Origin of the sequence: Streptomyces sp. NBC_01750 (genome assembly GCF_035918095.1) — a bacterium.
GTDB lineage: Bacteria > Actinomycetota > Actinomycetes > Streptomycetales > Streptomycetaceae > Streptomyces.
In genome coordinates this window covers 7303906-7326190 of the sequence record NZ_CP109137.1, presented here as the reverse complement: position 1 = coordinate 7326190, position 22285 = coordinate 7303906, and the positions used below count along the sequence as shown (strand labels likewise).

23 protein-coding genes and 1 pseudogene are annotated in these 22285 nt (G+C 71.9%); 11 read left to right on the top strand and 13 right to left on the bottom strand.

Translation table 11 applies throughout. The features are described 5' to 3' along the window. Nucleotides 1-2: 2 nt before the first annotated feature. Together OG966_RS33050 and OG966_RS33045 are read right to left on the bottom strand one after the other, a co-directional pair. Nucleotides 3-473, bottom strand: coding sequence for a MarR family winged helix-turn-helix transcriptional regulator (locus OG966_RS33050; protein WP_326653700.1), 471 nt, complete (start codon nucleotides 471-473; stop codon nucleotides 3-5). 77 nt (nucleotides 474-550) lie between these two features. Continuing rightward, entirely contained in the window at nucleotides 551-1489 is a 939-nt protein-coding gene (locus tag OG966_RS33045) for a helix-turn-helix transcriptional regulator (RefSeq protein WP_326653699.1), read from the bottom strand. A 118-nt stretch (nucleotides 1490-1607) separates the two neighbouring features. On the opposite strand from OG966_RS33045, the gene OG966_RS33040 reads away from it, so the two are divergent. The 3 genes from OG966_RS33040 to OG966_RS40980 are packed head-to-tail and all read left to right on the top strand — an operon-like array spanning nucleotide 1608 to nucleotide 4506. After that, complete coding sequence (locus OG966_RS33040; RefSeq protein WP_326653698.1) at nucleotides 1608-2897, top strand: ATP-grasp domain-containing protein; 1290 nt, start codon at nucleotides 1608-1610, stop codon at nucleotides 2895-2897. Continuing rightward, entirely contained in the window at nucleotides 2894-4123 is a 1230-nt protein-coding gene (locus tag OG966_RS33035; protein WP_326653697.1) for an MFS transporter, read from the top strand. The genes OG966_RS33040 and OG966_RS33035 overlap by 4 nt, the downstream gene beginning before the upstream one ends. Continuing rightward, entirely contained in the window at nucleotides 4021-4506 is a 486-nt protein-coding gene (locus OG966_RS40980; RefSeq protein WP_442806775.1) for a transposase, read from the top strand. The genes OG966_RS33035 and OG966_RS40980 overlap by 103 nt, the downstream gene beginning before the upstream one ends. On the opposite strand, the gene OG966_RS33030 is transcribed toward OG966_RS40980, so the two are convergent. The 6 genes from OG966_RS33030 to OG966_RS33005 all read right to left on the bottom strand — a co-directional run bounded on the left by OG966_RS33030 (nucleotide 4451) and on the right by OG966_RS33005 (nucleotide 9454). Next, on the bottom strand, nucleotides 4451-4648 hold the full coding sequence (locus OG966_RS33030; protein ID WP_326653696.1) for a hypothetical protein: 198 nt from the start codon (nucleotides 4646-4648) through the stop codon (nucleotides 4451-4453). The genes OG966_RS40980 and OG966_RS33030 overlap by 56 nt on opposite strands. Before the next feature lie 373 nt (nucleotides 4649-5021). Further along, entirely contained in the window at nucleotides 5022-5183 is a 162-nt protein-coding gene (locus OG966_RS33025; RefSeq protein WP_326653695.1) for a hypothetical protein, read from the bottom strand. Between the two features lie 55 nt (nucleotides 5184-5238). After that, nucleotides 5239-5586 carry a hypothetical protein gene (locus OG966_RS33020; protein WP_326653694.1) on the bottom strand — a complete coding sequence of 116 codons (348 nt, stop codon included), beginning with the start codon at nucleotides 5584-5586 and terminating at the stop codon, nucleotides 5239-5241. 92 nt (nucleotides 5587-5678) lie between these two features. Then, nucleotides 5679-6731 (bottom strand): zinc-dependent alcohol dehydrogenase family protein, encoded by a 1053-nt coding sequence (locus OG966_RS33015; protein WP_326653693.1) that lies wholly within the window; start codon nucleotides 6729-6731, stop codon nucleotides 5679-5681. Between the two features lie 140 nt (nucleotides 6732-6871). Then, complete coding sequence (locus OG966_RS33010; RefSeq protein WP_326653692.1) at nucleotides 6872-8947, bottom strand: phage holin family protein; 2076 nt, start codon at nucleotides 8945-8947, stop codon at nucleotides 6872-6874. 102 nt (nucleotides 8948-9049) lie between these two features. After that, nucleotides 9050-9454 (bottom strand): hypothetical protein, encoded by a 405-nt coding sequence (locus OG966_RS33005; protein ID WP_326653691.1) that lies wholly within the window; start codon nucleotides 9452-9454, stop codon nucleotides 9050-9052. Between the two features lie 282 nt (nucleotides 9455-9736). Between OG966_RS33005 and OG966_RS33000 the strand changes: the two genes are divergently transcribed. Together OG966_RS33000 and OG966_RS32995 are read left to right on the top strand one after the other, a co-directional pair. Continuing rightward, nucleotides 9737-10519 carry an MBL fold metallo-hydrolase gene (locus OG966_RS33000; RefSeq protein ID WP_326653690.1) on the top strand — a complete coding sequence of 261 codons (783 nt, stop codon included), beginning with the start codon at nucleotides 9737-9739 and terminating at the stop codon, nucleotides 10517-10519. Continuing rightward, the gene (locus OG966_RS32995; RefSeq protein WP_326653689.1) at nucleotides 10516-11268 is read left to right on the top strand and encodes a DedA family protein; all 753 of its coding nucleotides are present in this window, start codon (nucleotides 10516-10518) and stop codon (nucleotides 11266-11268) included. The genes OG966_RS33000 and OG966_RS32995 overlap by 4 nt, the downstream gene beginning before the upstream one ends. Here OG966_RS32995 and OG966_RS32990 read toward each other — a convergent pair. Together OG966_RS32990 and OG966_RS32985 are read right to left on the bottom strand one after the other, a co-directional pair. After that, nucleotides 11248-12390, bottom strand: coding sequence for an MBL fold metallo-hydrolase (locus tag OG966_RS32990; RefSeq protein WP_326653688.1), 1143 nt, complete (start codon nucleotides 12388-12390; stop codon nucleotides 11248-11250). The two genes, OG966_RS32995 and OG966_RS32990, sit on opposite strands and share 21 nt — an antisense overlap. Before the next feature lie 12 nt (nucleotides 12391-12402). Continuing rightward, nucleotides 12403-13620 carry an aminotransferase class I/II-fold pyridoxal phosphate-dependent enzyme gene (locus OG966_RS32985; RefSeq protein ID WP_326653687.1) on the bottom strand — a complete coding sequence of 406 codons (1218 nt, stop codon included), beginning with the start codon at nucleotides 13618-13620 and terminating at the stop codon, nucleotides 12403-12405. 407 nt (nucleotides 13621-14027) lie between these two features. Between OG966_RS32985 and OG966_RS32980 the strand changes: the two genes are divergently transcribed. From OG966_RS32980 to OG966_RS32955, 6 genes and pseudogenes are all read left to right on the top strand, one after another. After that, a complete protein-coding gene (locus OG966_RS32980) occupies nucleotides 14028-15542 on the top strand; it encodes a bifunctional phosphatase PAP2/diacylglycerol kinase family protein (protein WP_326653685.1) in 1515 nt (504 codons plus the stop codon). A gap of 74 nt (nucleotides 15543-15616) precedes the next feature. Next, nucleotides 15617-16042 (top strand): annotated as a pseudogene (locus tag OG966_RS32975) (GNAT family N-acetyltransferase); the annotation flags it as partial. Between the two features lie 51 nt (nucleotides 16043-16093). Next, on the top strand, nucleotides 16094-16645 hold the full coding sequence (locus OG966_RS32970) for a GNAT family N-acetyltransferase (protein WP_326655472.1): 552 nt from the start codon (nucleotides 16094-16096) through the stop codon (nucleotides 16643-16645). Nucleotides 16646-16906: 261 nt separating this feature from the next. After that, nucleotides 16907-17716 carry a class I SAM-dependent methyltransferase gene (locus OG966_RS32965; RefSeq protein ID WP_326653684.1) on the top strand — a complete coding sequence of 270 codons (810 nt, stop codon included), beginning with the start codon at nucleotides 16907-16909 and terminating at the stop codon, nucleotides 17714-17716. 145 nt (nucleotides 17717-17861) lie between these two features. Continuing rightward, on the top strand, nucleotides 17862-18215 hold the full coding sequence (locus OG966_RS32960) for a VOC family protein (protein WP_326653682.1): 354 nt from the start codon (nucleotides 17862-17864) through the stop codon (nucleotides 18213-18215). Next, nucleotides 18212-18838 carry a TIGR03086 family metal-binding protein gene (locus tag OG966_RS32955; protein ID WP_326653681.1) on the top strand — a complete coding sequence of 209 codons (627 nt, stop codon included), beginning with the start codon at nucleotides 18212-18214 and terminating at the stop codon, nucleotides 18836-18838. The genes OG966_RS32960 and OG966_RS32955 overlap by 4 nt, the downstream gene beginning before the upstream one ends. On the opposite strand, the gene aspA is transcribed toward OG966_RS32955, so the two are convergent. From aspA to OG966_RS32940, 3 genes are all read right to left on the bottom strand, one after another. Continuing rightward, a complete protein-coding gene (aspA, locus tag OG966_RS32950) occupies nucleotides 18829-20268 on the bottom strand; it encodes an aspartate ammonia-lyase (RefSeq protein ID WP_326653680.1) in 1440 nt (479 codons plus the stop codon). The two genes, OG966_RS32955 and aspA, sit on opposite strands and share 10 nt — an antisense overlap. Before the next feature lie 76 nt (nucleotides 20269-20344). Beyond that, nucleotides 20345-21388: an asparaginase gene (locus OG966_RS32945; protein WP_326653679.1), complete on the bottom strand. Its 1044-nt coding sequence runs from the start codon at nucleotides 21386-21388 to the stop codon at nucleotides 20345-20347. A 2-nt stretch (nucleotides 21389-21390) separates the two neighbouring features. Further along, on the bottom strand, nucleotides 21391-22185 hold the full coding sequence (locus OG966_RS32940) for a FadR/GntR family transcriptional regulator (RefSeq protein WP_326653678.1): 795 nt from the start codon (nucleotides 22183-22185) through the stop codon (nucleotides 21391-21393). Nucleotides 22186-22285: the final 100 nt, after the last annotated feature.

Here is a 22285-nt window from a genome sequence, read left to right as displayed (position 1 = left end):
GGCTACTCCTCGGTCGGAACGTCGAGTGGTGTGTCGAGCAGGATCGCGAGTTCGCGGGAGAAGACTTCGGCCCGCCGGCCGTCCAGCCCGCCCAGGGGCGCCAGGAGCCGGCCGAGGAGCTGGTGGACGATGGCGATGGCGCGTCGCGTGACCTCGCGCCCATGGGTGGTGAGCGACAGCCGGACCGCCCGCGTGTCGGCGGGGTCCGGGGCGCGCTCGATGAGACCGGCGGCCTCCAGGGTCCGGGCCAGCTTGGAGACATAGAGCGCTTCGAGGCCGGTGTGGTCGGCGAGTTCGCGCTGGCTGGGCCGTAGTCCGGACCGCTGCATACCGAGCAGTGACGCCAGCAGTGAGTACTGCGCGTGCGTCAGACCCAGCGGTCCGACGGCCCGGTCGACAGCCGCCCGCCATTTCATCGACAGGCGCCAGACCAGGAAGCCGGGCGTCGGGCTCTCGGATGCGGAATCACTCATGAGTGAAACAGTACATAGATACTATGTACGTGGCTACTATTTTCGGCTCGACGAAGCCAACAGGCGGACGACGGCCTCTAGGACTCCACCGCCGCCGTGAAGCGCGCCGCCACCGCCGCCACCGCGGCCCGGAGCTCCGGCCCGCCCTCGACGCGGAACCCGAACGGAATCCTCGCCAGCCACTCCTCCGCGTACATCGCCGGAGTGCTCGTACTGCCGACCAGTACGCACCCGTCGCCCGACGCCTCCAGTCGTCCCATGGGGGGCCTGACCCACCGCGCCACCTCGGACAGGGGCGCGTCGAACACCACGCGGGTGGGGTACTCCCAGCCCGTGCCCAGGTTCTCCTCCAGCGCCGCCACCGGGTCGAGGTCGTCGGGCGGGTCGAACGCGCGGGTCGTCTGATGGACCGCGCCGATCCGGTCGACCCGGTACGTGCGGATCGCGTCCGCGCGATGCGAGCGGCACAGGAGGTACCAGCGCCCGTGGCGGACGACCACCGCCCAGGGGTCCACCTCTCCCTCCGACTCCTTCCCCGACTCGCTCCGATACGCCACCCGCACGCTCCGTCGGAACGCGGACGCCGCGACCAGTGCGCTGGTGGTGGCCGGATCAGGCCGAGCCGAGTACGGGTCGGGCGCAGCCGACGCATGGTCGCGCAGCGTCGCCGCCTGCCGTCCGATGTTCTCCGGCAGCGCTCGGATGACCTTGCTCAGCGCACTTGCCACGAGCTCGTCGGCGTCGTCGAGCGCCGCCATGACCAACCCCAGTGCCTCCGGTTCCGTGAAGACCACCGGCGGCAGCCTCGTCCCGCGTCCCAGCCGGTACCCGCCGTACGGGCCTCGGGTCGACTCGACCGGGATGCCCGCCTCCCGGAGGATCCCGATGTACCGGCGCGCGGCCCGCTCCGTGACACCCAGGGACGCGGCGAGCTCGTCCGCCGTCGCGCCGGGGCGGGTCTGGAGGATTTCCATGGTGCGCAGGGCCCGTGCGGTGGGGCTGAGATCGGTCGGCACCCGAGCAGATTAGGTGGTCACTTCCTATACCGGAAGCAGATTGTCCGGAACCCGTCGTAGCGTGATGCGCCGTCCCACCGCACGGAAGGGGGAACTGATCGTGAGAGAGGGAGCCACGTTGTCCGACGATGTCGTACCCACCGGCCGACAGTCCTCGGCGGTCGCCACCGGACGGCCTCGCGTCCTGGTCATCGGCGGCAAGGTCGAGCACGTGCGCAAGGCCCGGGAGCTCGGCCTGGACGTGGTTCACGCCCAGTACCCGGACGAGTATGGCCGCGGCCACTGGCCCTACGTCGATCAGGCGTTGCTGCTCGACTACGGCGACACCGACCGGCTCCTGCCGCTGGTCCGGGTGTTGCACGAGGCGTACCCGTTCCAGGCCGCCGTGTCGCTGTTCGAACTCGGGCTGCTGCCGACGGCGCGGATCAACGAGGCGCTCGGCCTCGGCGGCGAGTCCGTCGCCACCGTGGAGCTGCTGCTGGACAAGTGGCGGATGCGCCGGCACCTGGCCGCGAAGGGCATCAGCCCGGTGGCCTCCGCGGTCGGCCGTTCCGCGCAGGACGTTCGGGAGTTCGTATCGGAGCACGGGCTCCCGATCATCGTCAAGCCGATCCGCGAATCGGGCAGCCTGGGGGTGTTCTGCATCCGCGACCGAGCCGACGTGGACGTAGTCGCCGAACGGTTCCGATCCCTTGACGACGGGCATTGGGCCGCCAAGGACCTGTCCTGTGCCGATTCCTTCGACGAGTTCCTCATGGAGGAGTTCCTGGACGGTCCGGAGATCAGCGTGGAGACCCTGACCTTCGACGGCCGGCATGTGGTCGTCGCGGTGACCGACAAGGAGTGCGTCGGCCCCGGTTTCGTCGAGATCGGACATTCGCAGCCCAGCGGCTGCTCGGCCGAGACACTGCGCGAGGTCACGCGGTTGGTGACGGACTTCCTCGACGCGGTGGGGCTGCGCAACGGTCCAGGGCATACCGAGGTCAAACTGACCTCGCGCGGCCCGCGGATCGTCGAGTCGCACAACCGCATCGGCGGTGACCGGATCAACGAACTGGCCGAGATCGCCTACGGCGTCGACATGGAGCGCTACGCGCTGGGCGCCGGGTTCGGCGTGGTGGAGCCGCTGACCATGTCGCCCGAGCCTCGGGGCGGAGCGGCCGTCCGGTTCCTCACGCCGCAGCCCGGACGGGTCGTGGAGGTGACCGGCGTCGACGCCGTGCGCGCGGACCCGGCGTTCGTCGACCTCCAGTTGGAGGTACAGCCGGGCGACGACGTACCACCGCTGACCTGGAACGAGGACAAGGTCGGTCACGTCATCGCCCGCGGCGCCACCGCGACCGAAGCGATCGCCCACAGCAGGCGGCTGGCCGCGGCGATCCACGTACGCACCGAGCCCGTCGCGTGAGCACCGCGCCGCCGGAGGTCGACGAGCAGCGATTCCGCGACGCGCTGCGCAGCCTGCCCGGCCGGGTGTGGATCATCAGTCTCGGCATCCTGGTCAACCAGGTCGGCAACTTCCTGCCCGTGTTCATCGTGCTCTACCTGACCGAGCGCGGCTACTCCGCCGGTGCCGCGGGGTTGGTGCTGGGTGTGTCCGGGGTGGGCAAGGTGCTCGGCAACGCCGTCGGTGGCCACCTCGCCGACAAGATCGGCCGGCGATGGACCATCGTGCTGTCCGCGGTGACCACCGCCGGGCTGACGGCGGTCGTGCCGTCCCTCGGGCCGCTCCCGCTCATCGTCGCGGTGGTCGGTCTCATCGGCGTGACGTCGCAGATCTACCGGCCGGCCGCCGCCGCCGTGCTGCTCGACGCCGTGGATACCAACCAGCGACGGCTGGCCGCCTTCGGGGTGTTCCGGTTCGCGATGAACGTGGGCGCCGCCCTGGGCGGCGTCATCGGCGGTGTGCTGGCCAGCACCTCCTACACGGAGCTCTTCCTGGGCAATGCCGCCGCGTGCCTGCTCTTCGGCGTGGTCGTGGCGATGCTGCTGCGAGATGCGCCCCAGCCGCGGTCCGGCCACGCGGACACAAAGGCGGACCGGGCGGTGGGATACCGGCAGGCGTTCGCAGACCGCACCCTGGTGCGATTCCTGCTGATGACCGTGGTCGCCGAGTTCGTCTACATCCAGTCCACAGTCGGCCTGCCCCTGCACGTCAGCGACGTGGGTCTGAGCGAACGCGACTTCGGTCTCCTCATCGGGCTCAACGGTCTGCTGGTGTTGGCCCTTGAGCTGCCCATCACCGGCGCGGTCTCCCGGTACCGGCCGGAGTACGTACTGGCCATCGGCAACCTGATCACCGGTGTCGGTCTCGCGCTGACCGGGTTCACGGCCAGCATGGTCCTGCTGGCGGCGACGGTGCTGATATGGACGCTCGGCGAGATGATGACCAGCTCAGTCGCCATGGCCTACCTGGGAAGTCTGACACCGCCGCGGATGGTCGGGCGCTACCAGGGGTTGCACGGCGCCGCGTACACGACCGGTACGGGCGCCGGACCGCTCATCGGCGGCGCCGTGTACGCGATCGGCCCATGGGCGCTGTGGACCCTGATCGGCGCGGCCGGGCTGCTGGCCGCCCGGCTCAGTCTGCCGCGCCGCCGCGCGAAGTCCACAGTGGACGAACCGGATTCCTGACCTGGGGTTGGAACGATGGTCGACGCGACGTCACCGGCCCCGCGTACACGAGATCTGCGATGCCTACGCGGCCGGCTACGCCCAGCTGCAACCCGCCGACCGACGGCGCCCACTCCGGCGCCCTGGAGGAGATGGCCCGGCGGTCGTGGCAGCCGGTGCCGCAGATCGCCAAACGCGCCGATGACACCCGCGGATTCAACGTTCCGCCGAGGCGGTGGCGTGTGGAGCGACCCTTTGCCTGGCTGTTGCGCACCCGGCGGTTGTCCCGGGACTACGAGACGCTCCCCGACACCGCCGAAGCGATGATCACCTGGTCGATGACGATGGTCATGACGCGGCGGCCGGGCCGGGCGCGAGCCGGTAGGCCCCCGACCGCTCCTTGACCGGCCGGCCCCGCTCGGCCGGCCGACGGGCCCGCGAGCGCACCACCCCTTCGATCCTCGCCGGGGTCAGCTCCAGGCCCATCGCCGCGGCGATCTGCCGACAGATCAGCCCGGACCCGCCCTCGCGGTGATGCTCCGCCAAAACCGCCAGGGTCGGCTGGTGATCGAAGGCCAGGATGCCCGCGTCCAGCCCCCGAACGCCACGACGGCACCACCGAACCCGGCCGAGCGGGCCCCGCCGACCCAGCCGACCGCGTCTGTGAAGCCAAAGCCCCCGAAACGAAGGCGTCGCCGACCACCTCACCAGCGGATACCAACGACGAAGAGGGCGCCGGCACTTCGCCGGCCTGCTCCCGGGCACCCAGCACCGATGCCATCGCCCACCTCACCGTGACCGAGCCGATTCCGGACGCCGGACGGCTGCCTCACCCGCGACCGCATCATGCCAGCCAGAACCAGCCGGTCATGTTCGGATGAACAACGGCCTCTGACGTGTGGGCTCGCAGGCGGAGGCGTCAGGCGGCGCCGTCGTCGGCTGACACGCGGCGGGCTTCGGAGGGGGCCTCGGGGTCGTCGAGTTCGGTCTTGGCCGGGCGACCGTGCTCCTCCGGTTCGCTGGAGCGGGCGGCCTCGGCGCGGAGCATGGCATTGAGTGCTGCGAAGGGGTCGATGAGCATGGCTGTGCACCTCACGGTTGCTGTGGCTGACGGGGGCTCGGCGGAGACGGGCTCCTCAGCAGCGCAGGACCACACAGCGCGCTGTGCGCGGCGAAGACGGCGGTTCCGTGGACCGGCTTGGGCCGGGACGGTACGGGGCGGGACCGACGGTCCCCGGACACTGCCGGAGCCGGGCCTCCGGCGCGGCCGCCGGCGCCGTACGGCGCGTCCGGCCCGGCGCCCGCTGTTCCGTGTCGGCCTCGTCCGGGTGGCTCTCCCCCGCGGGATCAGCAGGCACCGAGGCCAGGGGCTGCCCGGCCCCGGCCTGAGCGGCGGAGGACTGGATCGCGCCCAGCAGGGCCAGGAGCAACACCAGCAGCAGAGCGGCACGACGGGCCGGGGCAACGGGCGTGGACTGCTGCATGAGGCACGACCTCCTGGACATGCCTCCACTTCCCGGGAACGAGCCTGTTCCGCCCGGGTACGGGCGAGATCCGCTCTACCGGAGTACGCGCATTACGCCGAATTCACGGCGGGGTGCGGTGTGATCACCGTGACGCCCGTTCCGGACGCGCCGCCCAGAGCAGCGAGCACCGCCGGTACGTCGTCGAGGCCGATCTCCGTCGTCACCAGCAGATCCGGCCGCAGCGCGCCGGAGGCGACCATCGCCATCATCTCCGGGTAGGCATGTGCGGCCATGCCGTGGCTGCCGAGGATCTCCAGCTCCAGCGGAACAACCCGGTCCATCGGCAGGTGCACGCCGTCGGGCAGCAGTCCGACCTGCACATGCCGGCCCTGGCGGCGCAGGCTCTGTACGGAGTTCACGCAGGTCACCGGAGCGCCCAGGGCGTCGAGCGAGAGATGGGCTCCGCCGCCCGTCGCCTCGCGGACCGCCCCGGCGACGCTGCCGGTCAGCGTGGCGGCGTTCACGCACACGGTCGCGCCGAACGTCCTGGCCAGCTCCAGTGCACCGGGCGAGACATCGACGGCGACGACTCCGGCCCCGCACGCCGCGGCGATCATCACCGCGGACAGGCCCACTCCGCCGCAGCCGTGCACCGCGACCCACTCCCCCGGCCGCACCCTGCCCTGTCCGACCACGGCGCGGAACGCGGTGGCGAAGCGGCAGCCCAGGCTCGCGGCCGTGGCGAACGACATGGTCTCGGGAAGAGCCACCAGGTTGGCGTCGGCGTGGTGCACCGGGACGTACTCGGCGAAGGAACCCCAGTGGGTGAAACCGGGCTGCTCCTGGCGCTCGCACACCTGCTGGGCGCCTCGCGCGCAGGCGGCGCACCGGCCGCAGGCGCAGATGAAGGGCACCGTGACCCGGTCGCCGGGCCGCCAGTTGGCGACGTCCGAGCCGACCGACTCGATCACGCCTGCCAGTTCATGACCGGGTACGTGCGGGAGGGTGATGCCGGAGTCGTGGCCCATCCAGCCGTGCCAGTCGCTGCGGCAGAGGCCTGTCGCCTCGACCCGGATGACCGCACCGTCGTGGGACGGTACGGGGTCGGAAACCTCCCGTACCTCGAGCGGCTTGCCGAACTCCTCGAACACCACAGCACGCAACAGGCACTCCCCGGTCCGCCGGATCTTCCGTCGCCTCAACGTATCCGGAATGCCTGGCCCCGCGGAAGGAAAACCCGTGGCGCTCCGGGCGCCCGTGCCTGGCCCCTGGTACCCGGCATTCGGCCCCCCGGCTCCCGGGCTCAGGGTGCCCGGTCCGGCGGGGAAGCCTCAGCCGGTCCGATCGGCACCTGCGGCCCGTCGCACTCACGCAGCCAGCGCCTCAGCACCCGGTGCACCGCTTCCGCGCCGACCAGTTCCGCGCCGTCCGCGACGGGCGCCGAGAGATCGACCGGCGACAGCAGGAAGGGCTGGGCCTGTTCGCCGCCGAGCCCGCCGTGCGAGCCGATCTGCTCCTCGAAAGCGTGCACCGTGCCCGCTTCCGGGTCGTGCATCGAGTTGACCATGATGTCGGCGACATGCGGGAAGGAGTCGCCGCGGCGTATGGCGTCGGCCGCGCCCCGGCCGAAGACGGCCAGCGGACCGCTGTCCGCCAGCTCGGTGACCGGCACCTCCACCCCGCCGGGGCCGAGCACCACCGAGCCGTGCTCCTCGCTGCGTACCAGCAGGAAACCGATGCCGGGATGGTTGGCGAGCGTACTGAGCAGCGCGGGATGGCGGTGCTCGATCTGCTCGCGGCTGAGGCGCTCCGAAGTGTCGGGGAAGGAAATCAGCGCGAGATTCCCCGAGGCCAGCACGATCGGGCCCGGGCCCGGCGCCGGATGTTCGTCGGCTCCCTCGGCCACCCGCCGGTGGAGCGCGCCGCGCAGGGCGTCCCCGGCGGCGTCGCGGGCCTCGGCGCCGCGCTTGGAGCGTTCCGCCCGACGCGAGACCGGCAGCCCGCATCCGGCCCGCACGAGGTCCTTGAGCGAGAGTCCGTACGCGCCCTGGAAAGTCTCCCCAGGGCTCTGCCCGTGGTCGGAGAGCAGCACGATGCGGTAGCCGCGCGGTGTGTGATCGGCGACCTTGGCGATCAGCGCGAGCGAACGGTCGATGCGCTCGAGCACCATCGAAGCGTCCCGGCTGTGCGGTCCGGAGTGGTGTGCCACTTCGTCGTACGCGACGAGGTCGGCATAGACGGCGGTGCGTCCGGCGAGCATGTCTCCCATCACCGCGGCTACCACCACATCGCGCTCGACGACGGTCGCGAACGCCCGGATGAGGGGGTAGAGCCCGCCCCGCTTGATCCGCGGCCGGTCGCCGCGCAGCCGCGCCCGCGTCGACTGGCCGATCTCGCGGGCGACTTCGGCGACGAAGGACATCGCGGTGCGGACGGCGTTGGCTGGATCGGAGAAGTACGCGAAGTAGCCGGCCCTGGAGCGGTTGGCCCGGCCGCGCCTGACGGCCACCGACAGAACGAGGGCGACCTGGTCGGCGCCGCCGCTGAAGAGATTGCCGCGGCTGGCGCCATCGACGGTGAGCAGCCCCCCGTCGCCGGTGCGCTCGACGGCACGGCGCTGCAGTTCGGCGGCGCTCGAGGGCCGGTTGCTGACCATGACCCGGCCGCTGTCCTTCTCGTACCAGCGGAAGGCGGGCACATCGTGGTTGGAGCCGTGCAGGATGCCGAGCTGGCCGGCGCCGGTCTGGCTGGACCAGTCGGTGCGCCAGGGCGTGAGCCGGTGGTTCTCGTCCATCCAGGCGGCGACGGTCGGCATCACGCCGTCCTTGGCCGCACGCCGCAGCACCTCGTACCCGACGCCGTCGAGCTGCAGGAAGACGGTGCCGGGTGTACCCGCGCGGCCGTCCTCGCCGCGTCTTCGCCGGCGGCGGTCGGCGAGCCGGGAGAGCCTGCGCCGGTAGGCGTCGTCGTCCCCGACGGCGAGAGCCGTGGAGGTCGCCGACGCCACGGCGGACATCACCGCGGCGACGACCACCGCAGTCACCGGGTCGGCCGCGCCGCGCCCGTCGGGAATCAGCCAGAGGGCGATCAGCAGCAGTGAACCGTTGAGGAAGAAGACCAACAGGCCCAGCACCAGGGCGGATACCAGCAGCAGCGCCCGTACGGCGACCGGCCAGACGAGCGCGCTCAGCAGACCGAAGGCGCCCGCGCCCAAGGCGGCGGTGACCGCGGTCCTGGTGATGCTGTCCCCGTCGTCGGACTGGAGCTGGAAGTCGGGCAGCAGCCCGGCGAGCGCCAGCATCGTCAGCGTGGAAACCGCCCACACCACGATCACGCGCAGCAGGGCCCTGCCGGACGTACGCCATCGCCGTTCCACCACGCCGCTTCACCTCACCCCTGGAGCAGATCTCCAGCGTGGCACAGCGGCGGGCGCGACCCGGTGGAGCGCCGTCGGGCCCTGGACAGGGCGGGCGGCGGGCGGTCAGCAGCCGTCGTAGCCGGCCGTCGGCATCGAGAGCCTGCGATGGACGTTGGCCTTCATCGCCGCGTCGTAGACGGGCTCGTCCAGGCCCGCAGTCTCCAGCCGGACACTTCTGCGCCCGCATTCGGCGATGAAGTCGGACACCGAGGTCAACGCCCGTGACAGCACTCGTTGGTTGGGGGCGACGAAGAGGTCGACCTGGCCCGCATCGACATCGGACCAGAGTCCGCGGTGGTCGGGCCGCAGGCCGTAGAAGAGCAGGTGACGGGTGACGACATAGCCCTTGTCGGCCGCCCAGCGGGCGCACATGGCGTGCTGACTGCGGGTGTCGACCAGGAAGGGGTGGCGGTCCAGTTCCTCGAGAGGGGTCAGGCTGGCGATCGCCGCCACTCGTACGCCGTCCATGGCCGTCCCCCGGTGCTCGATGTCCCGCCGACCCTACTCCCGGTCGCCTGCGCCCGAGGAGGCGCGCACCGGCGCACTCAGCCCGCTTCGGCCGCGCTTCGGCCCGCGCTTCGGCCCGTTTCAGGGCGCCTCACTGCGCTTCTCGGCGGGGAGGAGCAGGCGCGGGAGCGGGCAGATCGTCCAGCCGTCCTGGCTGCCGGAACACCGCCGCAGCGCGGGCACATCTACGCTCGTACGGGAACAGGGGAACGGGAGCGGGGAGCGGGAACGAGGAGGCGCCGCGTGCCGGTGGAGATCACCTGGTGGGGCCATGCCACCTGCACCATCGAGGACTGCGGGGTCCGGGTGCTGACCGACCCGCTGTTCGTACGCCGACTCGCGCATCTGCGCCGACGGCGCGGTGAGCTGCCACCGGTCGAGGCCGCGGCCGCCGATGCGGTCCTCGTCTCCCATCTGCATGCCGACCATCTCCATCTGCCGTCGCTCGCAAGGCTCGCGCCGGGTACCCGGCTGCTGCTGCCGAGGGGCGCGCGCCGCTCCGTGCCGGGGCTGAACAGGCTGGCGAGCGCGGCCGGGCTGCGGGTTACCGAGCTGGCGCCCGGCGACGAGGTACCGGTCGGCGAGCTGCGGGTGCGGGCCGTGCCCGCGCTGCACGACGGGCGGCGGCTGCCGCTGGGGCCGCACCGTTCGCCGGCGCTCGGCTATGTGATCAGCGGCGATGCGCGTACGTACTTCGCAGGGGACACCGGGCTCTTCGACTCGATGGCCGAGGAGGTCGGCCCGGTCGATGTGGCGCTGCTGCCGGTCGGCGGCTGGGGGCCGTATCTCGGGCAGGGTCATCTCGACCCGGGCCGGGCGGCGCGGGCGCTCGCCGCACTCGCACCGCGCGCGGCCGTTCCGGTGCACTTCGGCACCTACTGGCCGATCGGCATGGACTGGATCCGGCCGCACGAGTTCTACGCGCCGGGCGAGGAGTTCGTACGGAAGTCGGCGCGGCTGGCTCCGCAGGTGGCGGTGCATCTGTTGGAGCACGGCGAGCGGGTCGGACCGGAGGCCGCCCGATGAGCTCGCAATTGTCGCGGGCGCTCGCGCACCTGTCCGAGGTCGTGGGGAGGCTGCCGCCGGAGTCAACACAGCAGGCAGTCGGCTACCCGTCGCTGTTTCTGCTGGTGGCGCTGGGTGCGCTCGTGCCGGTGGTGCCGACGGGAGCACTGGTGAGTTCGGCCGCGGTGGTGGCCCTCCATCAGACGGCTCCGCTCTCGCTGCTGTTCGTCTTCCTCGTGGCTTCGTCCGCCGCCTTCCTCGGGGATGTGGGGCTGTACTGGCTCGGGCAGCGTGGAACCCGGTCCAGGAGCGGTTCGCGCTGGCTGGCGGCGCTGCGGGGCCGCGCCGCACCCGACCGCCTCGAGCAGGCGCAGCGCAAGCTGGAGGAGCACGGCGTGACGGTGCTGGTGCTCTCCCGGCTGATGCCCGCCGGGCGGATCCCGGTGATGCTGGCGTGTCTGCTCAGCAAGATGCCGCTGCGCCGGTTCGTACGCGGGGACATCCCGGCGTGTCTCGCCTGGGCGGCGACGTATCAGCTGATCGGGATCCTGGGCGGTTCGCTGTTCGACGAGCCGTGGAAGGGCGTGGTCGTCGCGGTGGCGCTCACCGTGGTGATCAGCGGGGCGCCGACGCTCTGGCGCAGGGTGGGACGAGCGCCGCGGGCCGGGTCTTCCGGCTCGTCCGGCCCGTCAGATTCACCCGGCCCGTCAGATTCACCCGGCTCATCCGATTCACCCGGCTCATCCGATTCACCCGGTCAGCACGCGTGAGCCGCCGACGGGCAGGTCCCACAGCTGTCCGCGCGGGCGGCCGGTGCGTTCCCAGGCGGCACGCAATCGGGTGAGCGGCTCAAGGACCGGCTCTGCGGAGAGCACGAACGTCGCCCAGTGCATCGGTGCCATGTACCGCGCGCCGACGTCCTCGAAGGCGCGCACCGCCTCCTCCGGATCGGTGTGCACATCGCTGAGCCACCAGCGCGGTTCGTAGGCCCCGATCGGCAGCAGCGCCAGATCGAGGTCCGGGTGACGGAGGCCGATCTCCTTGAACCAGTGGCCGTAGCCGGTGTCACCCGCGAAGTACACCGACTGGCTGTGCTGGTCCGTCAGAACCCAGCCGCCCCAGAGGGAGTGGCAGGTGTCGGTGAGGGTGCGCTTGGACCAGTGGTGGGCCGGTACGAAGTCGAAGCGGACACCCCTGAACTCCGCTCCCTCCCACCAGTCGAGTTCCGTCACCCGGGTGAAGCGGCGGCGCCGGAACCAGCGTCCGAGGCCGGCCGGGACGAAGAGCGGGGTGCGGCGCGGAAGTTTTTTCAGGGTGGGGGCGTCCAGATGGTCGAAGTGGTTGTGGCTGATGACCACGGCGTCGACGGGCGGCACATCCTCCCAGCGGACGCCGATGGGAGTGATCCGGACCGGAGTGCCGAGGATCCGGCGCGACCAGACGGGGTCGGTGAGCACGGTGAGCCCGCCGATGCTCAGCACCCAACTGGCGTGTCCCGCCCAGGTGACGGCGACCGTTGCGGTGTCCACGGCGGGCAGCGGTCCCGGCGCGAACGGCAGCAGCGGAATGTCCTGGAGCCCGTCGGGGCCGGGGCGTACGGCGCCTTCTCTGGCGAGGCGGGCCATGGCGCGTACACCGGGGAGCGGAGCGGTGAGGCGGTCGGCGAAGGATCTGGGCCAGTGCCGGATCTCGCCGAGAGGACGGGTGCGGGGGCGGGGCCGTACACCTGCGGTGGTGCCCTCGGAGGGGCTCGCTGCCGCGGTGCGGCGCGTCACGCCCGCTGTACCCGCCGCTTCCGCCGTACGCTCCGTTTCCGCCGTACCCGCCGCTCCTTCTTGCCCTGCGTGCCCTGTCTGGCCCGACTGTCCCGAGTGCTCCGCCTGCTCCGTCATCCGGGGCTCCGTTCAACGCAGTTCGTCGAAGGCCGTTCCGAAAATCCTCAACGCCTCCGCCACATGCGGCAATTCCAGGGGTGCCGGAGAGGTGAGAGATTCCAGGCGCTGCTCCGGAGTCGTTCCCAGCAACGGCCCGGTGGCCAGCCGTACGCGCAGCGCGCCCAGCTCGTCGCCGAACCGGTGGCCGCCGGGCACCGGGGTCCCGAGGCGGTCCGTCAGATACTCCTCGAGCTCCATGGAGTCGCTCACGCCCCGTTCCGCGAGACGGGCGCGCAGCGGTCCGAGGTCGGCATACAGATGGCGGCCCGCCTGCGGCGGTCGGGCCAGGGCTCCGGAGGTGAGCACCGCGCGGTGCGCCGCGGCCGCCACGCGCGCGTGCAGTTCGGCGGCCTGATCCGTCCTGGCGGTGACCTGACCGGGCTCGCCGAGTGCGTGGGCGGCGGCCTCGGCCACCGGCGCCGACAACACCGCGCCGAGGGCGGTCAGGATGTCGAGAGTCCTCGCGCGGCGGACGATCCCTTGCTGGGTGGGCGGGAATCGGGCGACGGCGACCGGCCAGGAGGCGGGAGTGAGCGCGCCGGCCAGGTCGCTGATGACGGTCACGTCCGCGGGCCACATCTCGGCCGGACTGAGCAGCACCGTCTCCTGCGGCCGGTGCAGGGTGTCCCGCCAGGTCTCGTCGCTGATGATGTGCAGACCCTCGCCGACCGCGGCCTCACATGCCTCACTCACGGTCTCGGGCGGCGCGACGGTCGCGGTGGGGTCGTCGACGACGGAGAGCAGCAACAGCCGGGGCTTACCGCCCTCGGCGCGCACTCTGCGTACGGTCTCGAGGAGCGCGAACGGATCCGGCACGCCACCGCACTCCGCCGGGGTCGGCACATGGTAGGCGGGGCGCCCCAGCAACCGCGCCTGCGGAGTCCACCAGGCGGGGCACGGACGGGGCATCAGCACATCCCCGCCGTACGCGCCGAGCAGGGCGAACAGCAGCGGCTGCGCGCCGGACGCGGCGGCCAGCTCGTCGGGCCTGCTGCGCAGACCGCGCCGCCACCAGTAGCCGCAGGCCGCCTCGCGCAGCTCGGGACCGCCGCCGGGCGGCTCCCCCTCGGCACGGCTCGCGGCGGACGCGAGCACGGTGGCGAGCTCGGGCAGCACGGGCAGTCCCGGCTCGGGCGCGGGCGGACCGTAACGGACGGGACCACGGCCTTCCGGAGCCGTCCGCTGCATGCCGTCACCTCCGCCGCTCGGTCCCGGGACCTCTGACCCGGCCCACGAGCCCTTTATACGGAGGTTTGGGTGAGCTCGCCGCGCGGGAGCGGCAGGCGGCCGGGCCTGGGACCACTGCGACCCGGTGGCGGACCACGGCACCGAAGAGAGCGCCCGGCTGTTGTGGACCGTACGCCCGGCCGGTGTTGCCGGCCCGGTCCGTCGTACGGGCCGTCCGGCCGGGCCTGGCCGGGCTCCTGGCACGGTCGCCCCTTCGGCGGCAGCGGCGGGAGCGGCGGCCCGCGACGGCGGGGGGCGTCGCGACCGACGGGTGGCAGCCCTTCCCCGGCCCCGCCTCGGGCGCCGCGACAGTCCCCGTTTGGTCCTCGTCCCGAGTGGCAGCCGGCTCCGCTGGGTACCCGCGATGCATGTCAGACGCTTACACACAGGGAAGTCCGCAGGTCCGTGCACGGGTCACGGCGCTGCTCAGTGGCTGGGACCGGCAGATCCTGCACACCGTCGCCGCCCGGCGATGGCCGGGCGCGGAGCCGGTGCTGCCGCGGCTGAGCCGCAGCGCCAACCACGGGCTGCTGTGGTTCGGCGTGGCCGCCGGAATGGTGGCGCTGGGGCGCGGGGCCCGCTCGCGCCGGGCAGCCCTACGGGGTGTGGGGTCCCTCGCACTCGCCTCCGCCACCATCAACACCATCGGCAAGCGCTCGGTGCGCAGGGCACGGCCCGTGCTCGACACGGTGCCGGTGATACGGCGGCTGAAGCGGCAGCCGTTCACCACGTCCTTCCCTTCCGGGCACGCCGCCTCGGCTGCGGCCTTCGCGACCGGCGTCGCGCTGGAGTCGAAGAGCTGGGGCGCGATCGTCGCACCGGTGGCCGCCTCGGTCGCCTTCTCCCGCGTCTACACGGGCGTGCACTACCCGAGCGACGTGCTGGTGGGCGCGGCGCTGGGCGTGGGTGCGGCGTTCGCGCTGCGCGGGGCCGTGCCGACCAGGTCGCAGCTGCCCGCGCCGGGCCGGCCGGCCGCCGAGGCGCCTGCCCTGCCCGGCGGCGAGGGCCTCGTGGTCGTGGTCAACCAGCGGGCGGGCACGGCGGACTCCGCAGCTGTCGTGCGTCAGGCGCTGCCGCTCGCGGAGGTCGTGGAGTGCGCTCCTGACGAACTGTCGGCGGAGCTGGAGAAGGCGGCGAGCCGCGGCCGGGCGCTGGGCGTTCTCGGCGGAGACGGGACGATCAACCGGGCGGCGGCCGTCGCCGTCGCGCACGACATCCCGCTCGCCGTCTTCCCCGGCGGCACGTTCAATCACTTCGCGTACGACCTGGGCATCGAGTCGGTCGACGACACCTGCCGGGCCCTGATCGGCGGCGAGGCCGTCCGGGTCGATCTGGGACGCTTCGCACCGGGACCGCAGAGCGGCCCGGACAGCGGCAAAGAGTCGGGGATTTTCCTCAACACCTTCAGCCTGGGCGTCTATCCGGAGCTGGTGCGGATCCGCGAACGCTGGTCGCCGCGCATCGGCGGCTGGCCGGCCGGGGTACTGGCGGCGGCGCTGGTGCTGCGCGGCGAACACCCGCTGGAGGCCGAGGTCCAGGGCCGGCGCCGCCCCATGTGGCTGCTGTTCGCCGGGAACGGCATCTACCAGCGGGTGGGGCCGACGCCCGGCCACCGCCTGGATCTGGCGGATGGCCTGCTGGATGTCCGGGTGGTGCACGGCGGCAGGTGGCCGGGGGTGCGGCTGCTGGCCGCGGCGCTCGCTGGACCGCTGAGCCGCTCACCGGTGCACGCGGCGCAGAAGCTGCGGCAGCTGCGGATCGGCGGGCTGGCACCAGGGACGCCGATGGCGTATGACGGTGAAGTGGCCACGGCCCCACGGGAGTTGCTGGTGGACAAGGCTCACGAGGCCCTCACGGTCTACCGTCCGCAGGCCCTGCTCTGACGGGGCCCTTCCTCGAGAAGGGCCTGTCGGAAATCTGATCGACGGGCCGCGGTCGCATCCCGCACCATGAGCGCATGCAGATCCGGCGCGCGCAGAGTCATGACGCGGCCGGGATCGCCGCGGTCCACGTACGGTCCTGGCAGGCGGCGTTCCCCGGTCTCGTACCGCAGCACCATCTCGACGCGCTCGACCCGGGACAGAAGGCGCTGGCCTGGGCGGGCCGGCTCACCGAGCCCCGCAGGCCGGCCGCCGGTGTGCTGGTCGCCGAGACGGGCGAGGGGATCGTGGCCTTCGCCGGTTACGGGCCGACCGGGCACGCGGGCATCGTGGAGATCGGCGCTTTCTACTCGCTGCCCGAGGTCTGGGGCACCGGAGTCGGCACACGTCTGCTGGCGGCCGTCCTCAAGGAGCTCATCGCGGCCGGCTGCACCCGGGCGACCTTGTGGGTGCTGGAGGCCAATGAACGTGCGCGGCGGTTCTACGAGGCCGCGGGCTGGCGTCCGGACGGCGCGATCGAGGTGGAGGTGACCGGCGGCCGCCCGCTGACCAAGCTGCGTTATCAACTCCCGCTCCTCGGAGCCGTCACCGCCGGGCCCATCCACACCGACCGGCTTGTGCTGCTGCCGCTCGCTGTCGCGCACGCGGAGGAGATGGCCACGGTCCTGTCCGACCCGGTCCTGCACACCTTCATCGGCGGTGAGCCCGACACTCCTGAAGCCTTGCGCTCGCGCTACGCCCGCATGCTGGCGGGCGCGCCCCATCCCGCCGTGTCCTGGTGCAACTGGGTCATCAGACTTCGGGACGAGTCCTGCCTCGCGGGCACTGTCCAGGCGACCGTCAGCCCCTCCGGGCGCGGCCGCAGCGCCGAGATCGCGTGGCTGGTCGGCACGCCGTGGCAGGGGCGGGGCATCGCCACCGAGGCGGCGCGCGGCCTCGTCGGCTGGCTCGCCCGGCAGTCGGTGCACACCGCTGTGGCCCATGTGCACCCGGACAACCTGGCCTCCGCGGCCGTCGCCGCGGCGGCCGGGCTCACCCCCACCGACCGGGTGCAGGACGGCGAGGTGCGGTGGGAGGGGCGGCTCGGCGTGAGGTGCAGGGCCTAGGGGTATTGCTCCGGAGCTCGACGCTCTCCCCCGGCTCAGCAGGTACAGCCGCTCGCCGACCGGCCGCTCGCCGGGACCGGCCGCGGCGAACGCCTCGGTGAGCGTCTGCGGGCCCCGGCCGAAGTGCCCCCGCTTGCTCCCGGCTCCGGCACCGCCTTGTTCCCGGCCGCCGGAGCTTGTCCATATAGCAAGATGATGGTCTCGCCATACGAAACGTCGGCGTACGCTGGCCGCACTCGCCTCAGGAGAAGGAGCTCGGCCATGTCGAAGGAGACCGCCGTCTACACCCACGGGCACCACGAGTCGGTGCTGCGCTCGCACCGCTGGCGGACCGCCACCAACTCCGCGGCGTATCTCATCGGTGAACTCCACCCGGGCCTGGATCTGTTGGACGTGGGGTGTGGTCCCGGCACCATCACCGCCGATCTGGCCGAGCTGGTCGCACCGGGGCGGGTGACGGCGGTCGACGCCGCCGAGGACGTACTGCGCCAGGCACGTGAGACCGCCGTCGAACGCGGCCTCGACCATGTTGGCTTCGCGGTCGCCGATGTCCACGCACTGGACTTCCCCGATGACTCCTTCGATGTCGTCCACGCCCACCAGGTGCTGCAGCACGTCGGCGATCCGGTGCAGGCGCTGCGCGAGATGCGGCGGGTCTGCCGGCCCGGTGGCATCGTCGCGGCACGCGACAGCGACTACGGCGCGTTCACCTGGTTCCCCGAAGTCCCGGCCCTGGACGGGTGGCAGAGCCTGTACCAGCGGGTCGCGCGTGCGAACGGGGGCGAGCCGGACGCCGGTCGCAGGCTGCTGTCCTGGGCCCGCGCCGCGGGCTTCAGCGACATCACCGCCACCGCCGCCACATGGTGTTTCGCCACACCCGAGGAGCGTGCCTGGTGGAGCGGACTGTGGGCGGACCGCACGACCGCTTCGGTGTACGCGAAGCTCGCGGTGGACGGCGGCCATGCCAGTGCGGAGCAGCTGGCCGCGGTCTCCGACGCGTGGCGCGAGTGGGGCGGCGAGGACGACGCCTGGTTCATGGTCCCGCACGGCGAAGTGCTCTGCCGGGCGTGACGTCCGGCGTGAGTGAAATGACGCTGATCAGGACCTTGGGGGCAGGAGACCGGACGACTGGGCCGTTCACGCCGGGACCATCGCAACCCGCCCACAGTCGGGCAACCGATTTCGCGTCCGGTCACCGCGAACTACGCTCGCCCGTATGGAGATCCTCGGAACCACGCTCCGCATCTGCGTCGACGACCTGGAGGCCGCTGCCGCCTTCTACGAACGGCTCACCGGTGCCACGCCGCTGCGCTTCGAACGCGCCGGGGTCTCGGTCGCCGCGGTCGGCTGCTTCCTGCTGATGAGCGGCCCGGAGTCGGAACTGGAGGTGTTGCGCAAGGTGACTGCAACCATCGCGGTGAAGGACGTCGACGACGCGTACGCCACGCTCACCGAGGTGGGCGCACGGATCATCGCGGGCCCCGTGCCAACGCCGGTGGGCCGCAATCTGATCGCCGTCCACCCGGACGGATCGGTCTTTGAGTACGTCGACAGGAAGGCAGCCGAATGAGCGGCCGAACGGCGGGGCGCGCAACACCGCTGACAGAGCTGCACCGGCGCGTCATGGATGTCACCACGGCCGTCGTGAACACCGTCGGATCCGGCCAACTGGCCCTGCCCACACCGTGCGCGGCCTGGAACCTGGGACAGCTCCTGGCGCATATGACCGGCCAGAACCACGGCTTCGCCGCGGTGGCGCGCGGCGAGAAGGAGGACGCGTCGGTCTTCGCCGACCGGCCGGTCGGCGAAGATCCGGCGGGCGTCTTCGCCGCCTCCGCGTGCGAGGTGACCGCCGCGTTCGCCGAAGAGGGGGTACTGGAGCGGGAGTTCTGGCTGCCCGAGATCCGCAAGGACGGCGGATTCCCCGCCCGCCTGGGGATCGGCTTCCACTTCATCGACTACGTGGTGCACGGCTGGGACGTCGCCGTGTCCATCGGTGCCGGTATCCGCTTCGACGACGAGGTGCTGACCACGGCGCTCCCCATCGCCGAGGCCGTCCCGGACGGCAGCCTCCGCACCCTGGCGGGCGCCGCCTTCGCCCCGGGCCTCGCCACTGCCCCGGACGCGGTCCCGCTGGACCGTGTCCTCAGGCTGCTGGGCCGCGACCCGCTTTGGGCAGCGCCTCAGCTCTGAGGGGCCGCTGATCCGTTGCCGGTGGCAGCAGCACCCGTGCCCGCGAGCTCTTCCGGACGCAGCAGGGCAGCGAGCCGGTCGGCCGGGAGCAGCCCCCGCTCCAGCACCAGTTCGGCGACGCCGCGCCCGGTGGCGAGGGCCTCCTTGGCGATACCGGTGGCCGCGGTGTAGCCGATGTGCGGGTTGAGGGCGGTGACGAGCCCGATGGAGTTCTCCACGGTCGCCCGCAGCGTCTCGGTGTTGGCGGTGATGCCGGATACACAGCGTGCGGCGAGGGTGAGGCAGGCTGCCCGCAGGTGGGTGATGCTCTCCGACAGCGAATGCAGGATGATCGGTTCGAAGGCGTTGAGCTGCAGCTGCCCCGCCTCGGCGGCCATGGTGATGGTGACGTCGTTGCCGATCACTTCGAACGCGACCTGATTGACGACCTCGGGGATCACCGGGTTGACCTTGCCGGGCATGATGCTGGAACCCGCCTGGACCGGCGGCAGGTTGATCTCCCCGAACCCGGCGCGCGGGCCGGAGGAGAGCAGTCGCAGATCGTTGCAGATCTTGGAGAGCTTGACGGCGATGCGCTTGAGCACGCCGGACAGATGAACGAAGGCGCCGCAGTCCTGGGTGGCCTCGACCAGGTTGGCCGCGGTGACCAACGGCAGGCCGGTGATGGCCGCGAGGTGGCGGCGGGCGGCTTCGGCGTAGCCCGTGGGGGCGTTGAGGCCGGTGCCGATGGCGGTCGCGCCGAGGTTGATCTCATGGATGAGAAGGACAGCCTCGGCCAGACGGCTCTGGTCCTCCTCCAGCATCACCGCGTACGCGGAGAACTCCTGGCCCAGGGTCATCGGTACGGCGTCCTGGAGCTGGGTACGACCCATCTTGAGGATGGTGCGGAACTCCTCGGCCTTTGCGGCGAAGGCCTCGCGCAGGACCGCCATCGCCTCGATCAGTTCATGCACGGCGATGATCGTGGCAACGTTGACGGCGGTCGGGTAGACGTCGTTCGTCGACTGGCTGAGGTTGACGTCCTCGTTCGGATGCAGCCGGCCGTAGTCGCCCTTGATATGCCCCAGGATCTCCAACGCCCGGTTGGTGATCACCTCGTTGGCGTTCATATTGGTCGACGTACCGGCACCGCCCTGGATCACGTCGACGACGAACTGGTCGTGCAGCCGTCCGTCGTCCCGGATCTCCCGGCAGGCGGCGGCGATGGCGTCGGCCTTCTCCGAGGTGAGCAGCCCGAGGTCCTCGTTGGCGCGGGCCGCGGCTTCCTTGACGGCGGCGAGCGCGTTGATCAGGTGCGGGTACGCGGCTATCGCCGTACCGGTGATGGGGAAGTTCTCCGTGGCGCGCAGGGTGTGGACGCCCCAGTACGCGCCTGCGGGGATGTCGCGGTCGCCGAGCAGGTCGTGTTCGCGGCGATGTCCGGCAGTCATGGCGCAGGTGTTCCTTCGTGAGGTGGTGAGAGTGGGAAGCTGCGGATACGGAGGGACCGCGTCGCTGTGCGCGGCGCTAGGCGACGGAGGAGGCCGCCGATCCGGAGAGGCGGGCCAGCGCACCCACCGCCCGCAGGCACCCGACCGCCACGCCGCCTCCGATGACGGGCACTTCGGCGAATCCGGCCAGGATCTGCGGGTCGACTCCGCACAGCGCGAGGGCCGCCGCCGTCACGGGCATCCGGGCGCGGTCGGCGCCGTCGGCTATCTTCACGCCGACAGCCCGCCCGTCCGGGAGCGCCGCGACCTGCACGCCCTCGAACCCGTCCTTGGCGAGCAGGCCCGGCACCGCGCGCATCAGGCGCGCGACGTCCCGCCCGCTGCCGGAGACCATCTCCGGGTGCTCGCGCATGGCGTGCGCGACCCGGCCCTCCTGGGTGCCGGGCGCGGCCGTCGCCAGCCGGGCGACGGCCCTGGTGAGGCCGTGCAGCGATACGGAGAACAGCGGCGCGCCGCATCCGTCGACCGTCACCCCGGCGATGCCCTGCCCGGTGAGCTCCTCCACGGTCGCGGCGATCGCCCACTGCAGCGGATGTCCGGGATCGAGGTAGTTCTCCAGGGACCAGCCGCGGGCCCGCGCCGTCATCAGCATGGCGGCATGCTTGCCCGAGCAGTTCTGGGCGAGCCGGGTGGGTCCGAGGCCACGGCTGATCCACTCCTCGCGCACCGCCGGGCCGTACGGCAGATCGGGGACATTGCGCAGGTCGTCCTCGGTCAGCCGGGCGGTGTGCAGGATGCGCAGGGCCGCGGCCAGATGCCGGTCCTCACCGGAGTGGCTGGCAGCGGTGAGAGCCATCGCCTCGGCGTCCAGCGGCGGCAGTCCCGCGCGCAGCAGACCGACCGCCTGGACCGGCTTGAGCGCCGAGCGCGGGTAGAAGGCGACCTCGATGTCGCCCGCGCTGAACTCCACGCTTCCGTCCGCCGCCAGCACGACGACGGAGCCGTGGTGGACGCCCTCGATGACGCCTCCGCGCACTACATGGGCGAGCGGGACGTGCGCGGGTGGGCGAACGGCGGGCGGCTCCGCGGGGGTGCGGCGGAACGGGGTGGTGTGGGTCATGCTCAGCTTCCGGTGTTCTCGTCGCTGTCGCGCCGGATCTTCTCGTCTCCGTCGCGCCTGGTGCTCTTGTACTCAGGAGGCTCTTGCGCGCCGCTCCGGTGGGGCGGCCGCACGATGGTGGTCAGCGTCGACTCGACGCGTGCCAGATGGTGCGTCATGGCTTCCACGGCGTCGCGCTCGGAACTGTCGAGAAGCGCCTCCACGATCGCCCGGTGCTCTCTGTTCGACTGCTCGCGCCGGCCGCCGAGCTCGTTGAGGAACGCCGACTGGCGGGCCAGCGCGTCGCGGATCTCCTCGATGACTCTGCGGAAAACCGGGTTCTGGGCCGCCTGGGCGATCGCGAGGTGGAAGAGCGTGTCCATCGCCACCCACGCGGTGGTGTCCGTCTCCCGTTCCATCCGCTCCAGCAGATGAGAGATGTGGTCGAGGTCCTCGGGGGTGCGCCGCAGAGCCGCGTACCCGGCCACCGGGATTTCCACGTGCCGGCGGACCTCGAGGAGGTCGCTGGCCGAGTAGTCGCCGAAGGTCGGGTCCTCCACCGGACCGTTGGAGAGGACAAAGGTGCCCTTGCCGGTACGCGAGACGGTGAGGCCCATCGTCTGCAGAGCACGCAGAGCCTCACGCAGTACGGGCCTGCTCACTTCCAGACGCCGGCAGAGTTCCGCCTCCGAGGGCAGCTTCTCCCCCACGGCGTAGTCGCCCCGCTCGATGGCGCCGCGCAAGTGCGCCAGCACCGCTTCGAGCGCGCTGATCCGCCGGGGCACATCGCCAGCTGTCTGGCTGTCTGACAGGTTCACCCTGGAATCGTCAACCGTGCAGGGGGCAACTGTCAAGGGGCGGTACGACTCGCCGCGGCCGGATCGCGCGCGGCGCCACCGGGGACGGGCAGGCCGGACA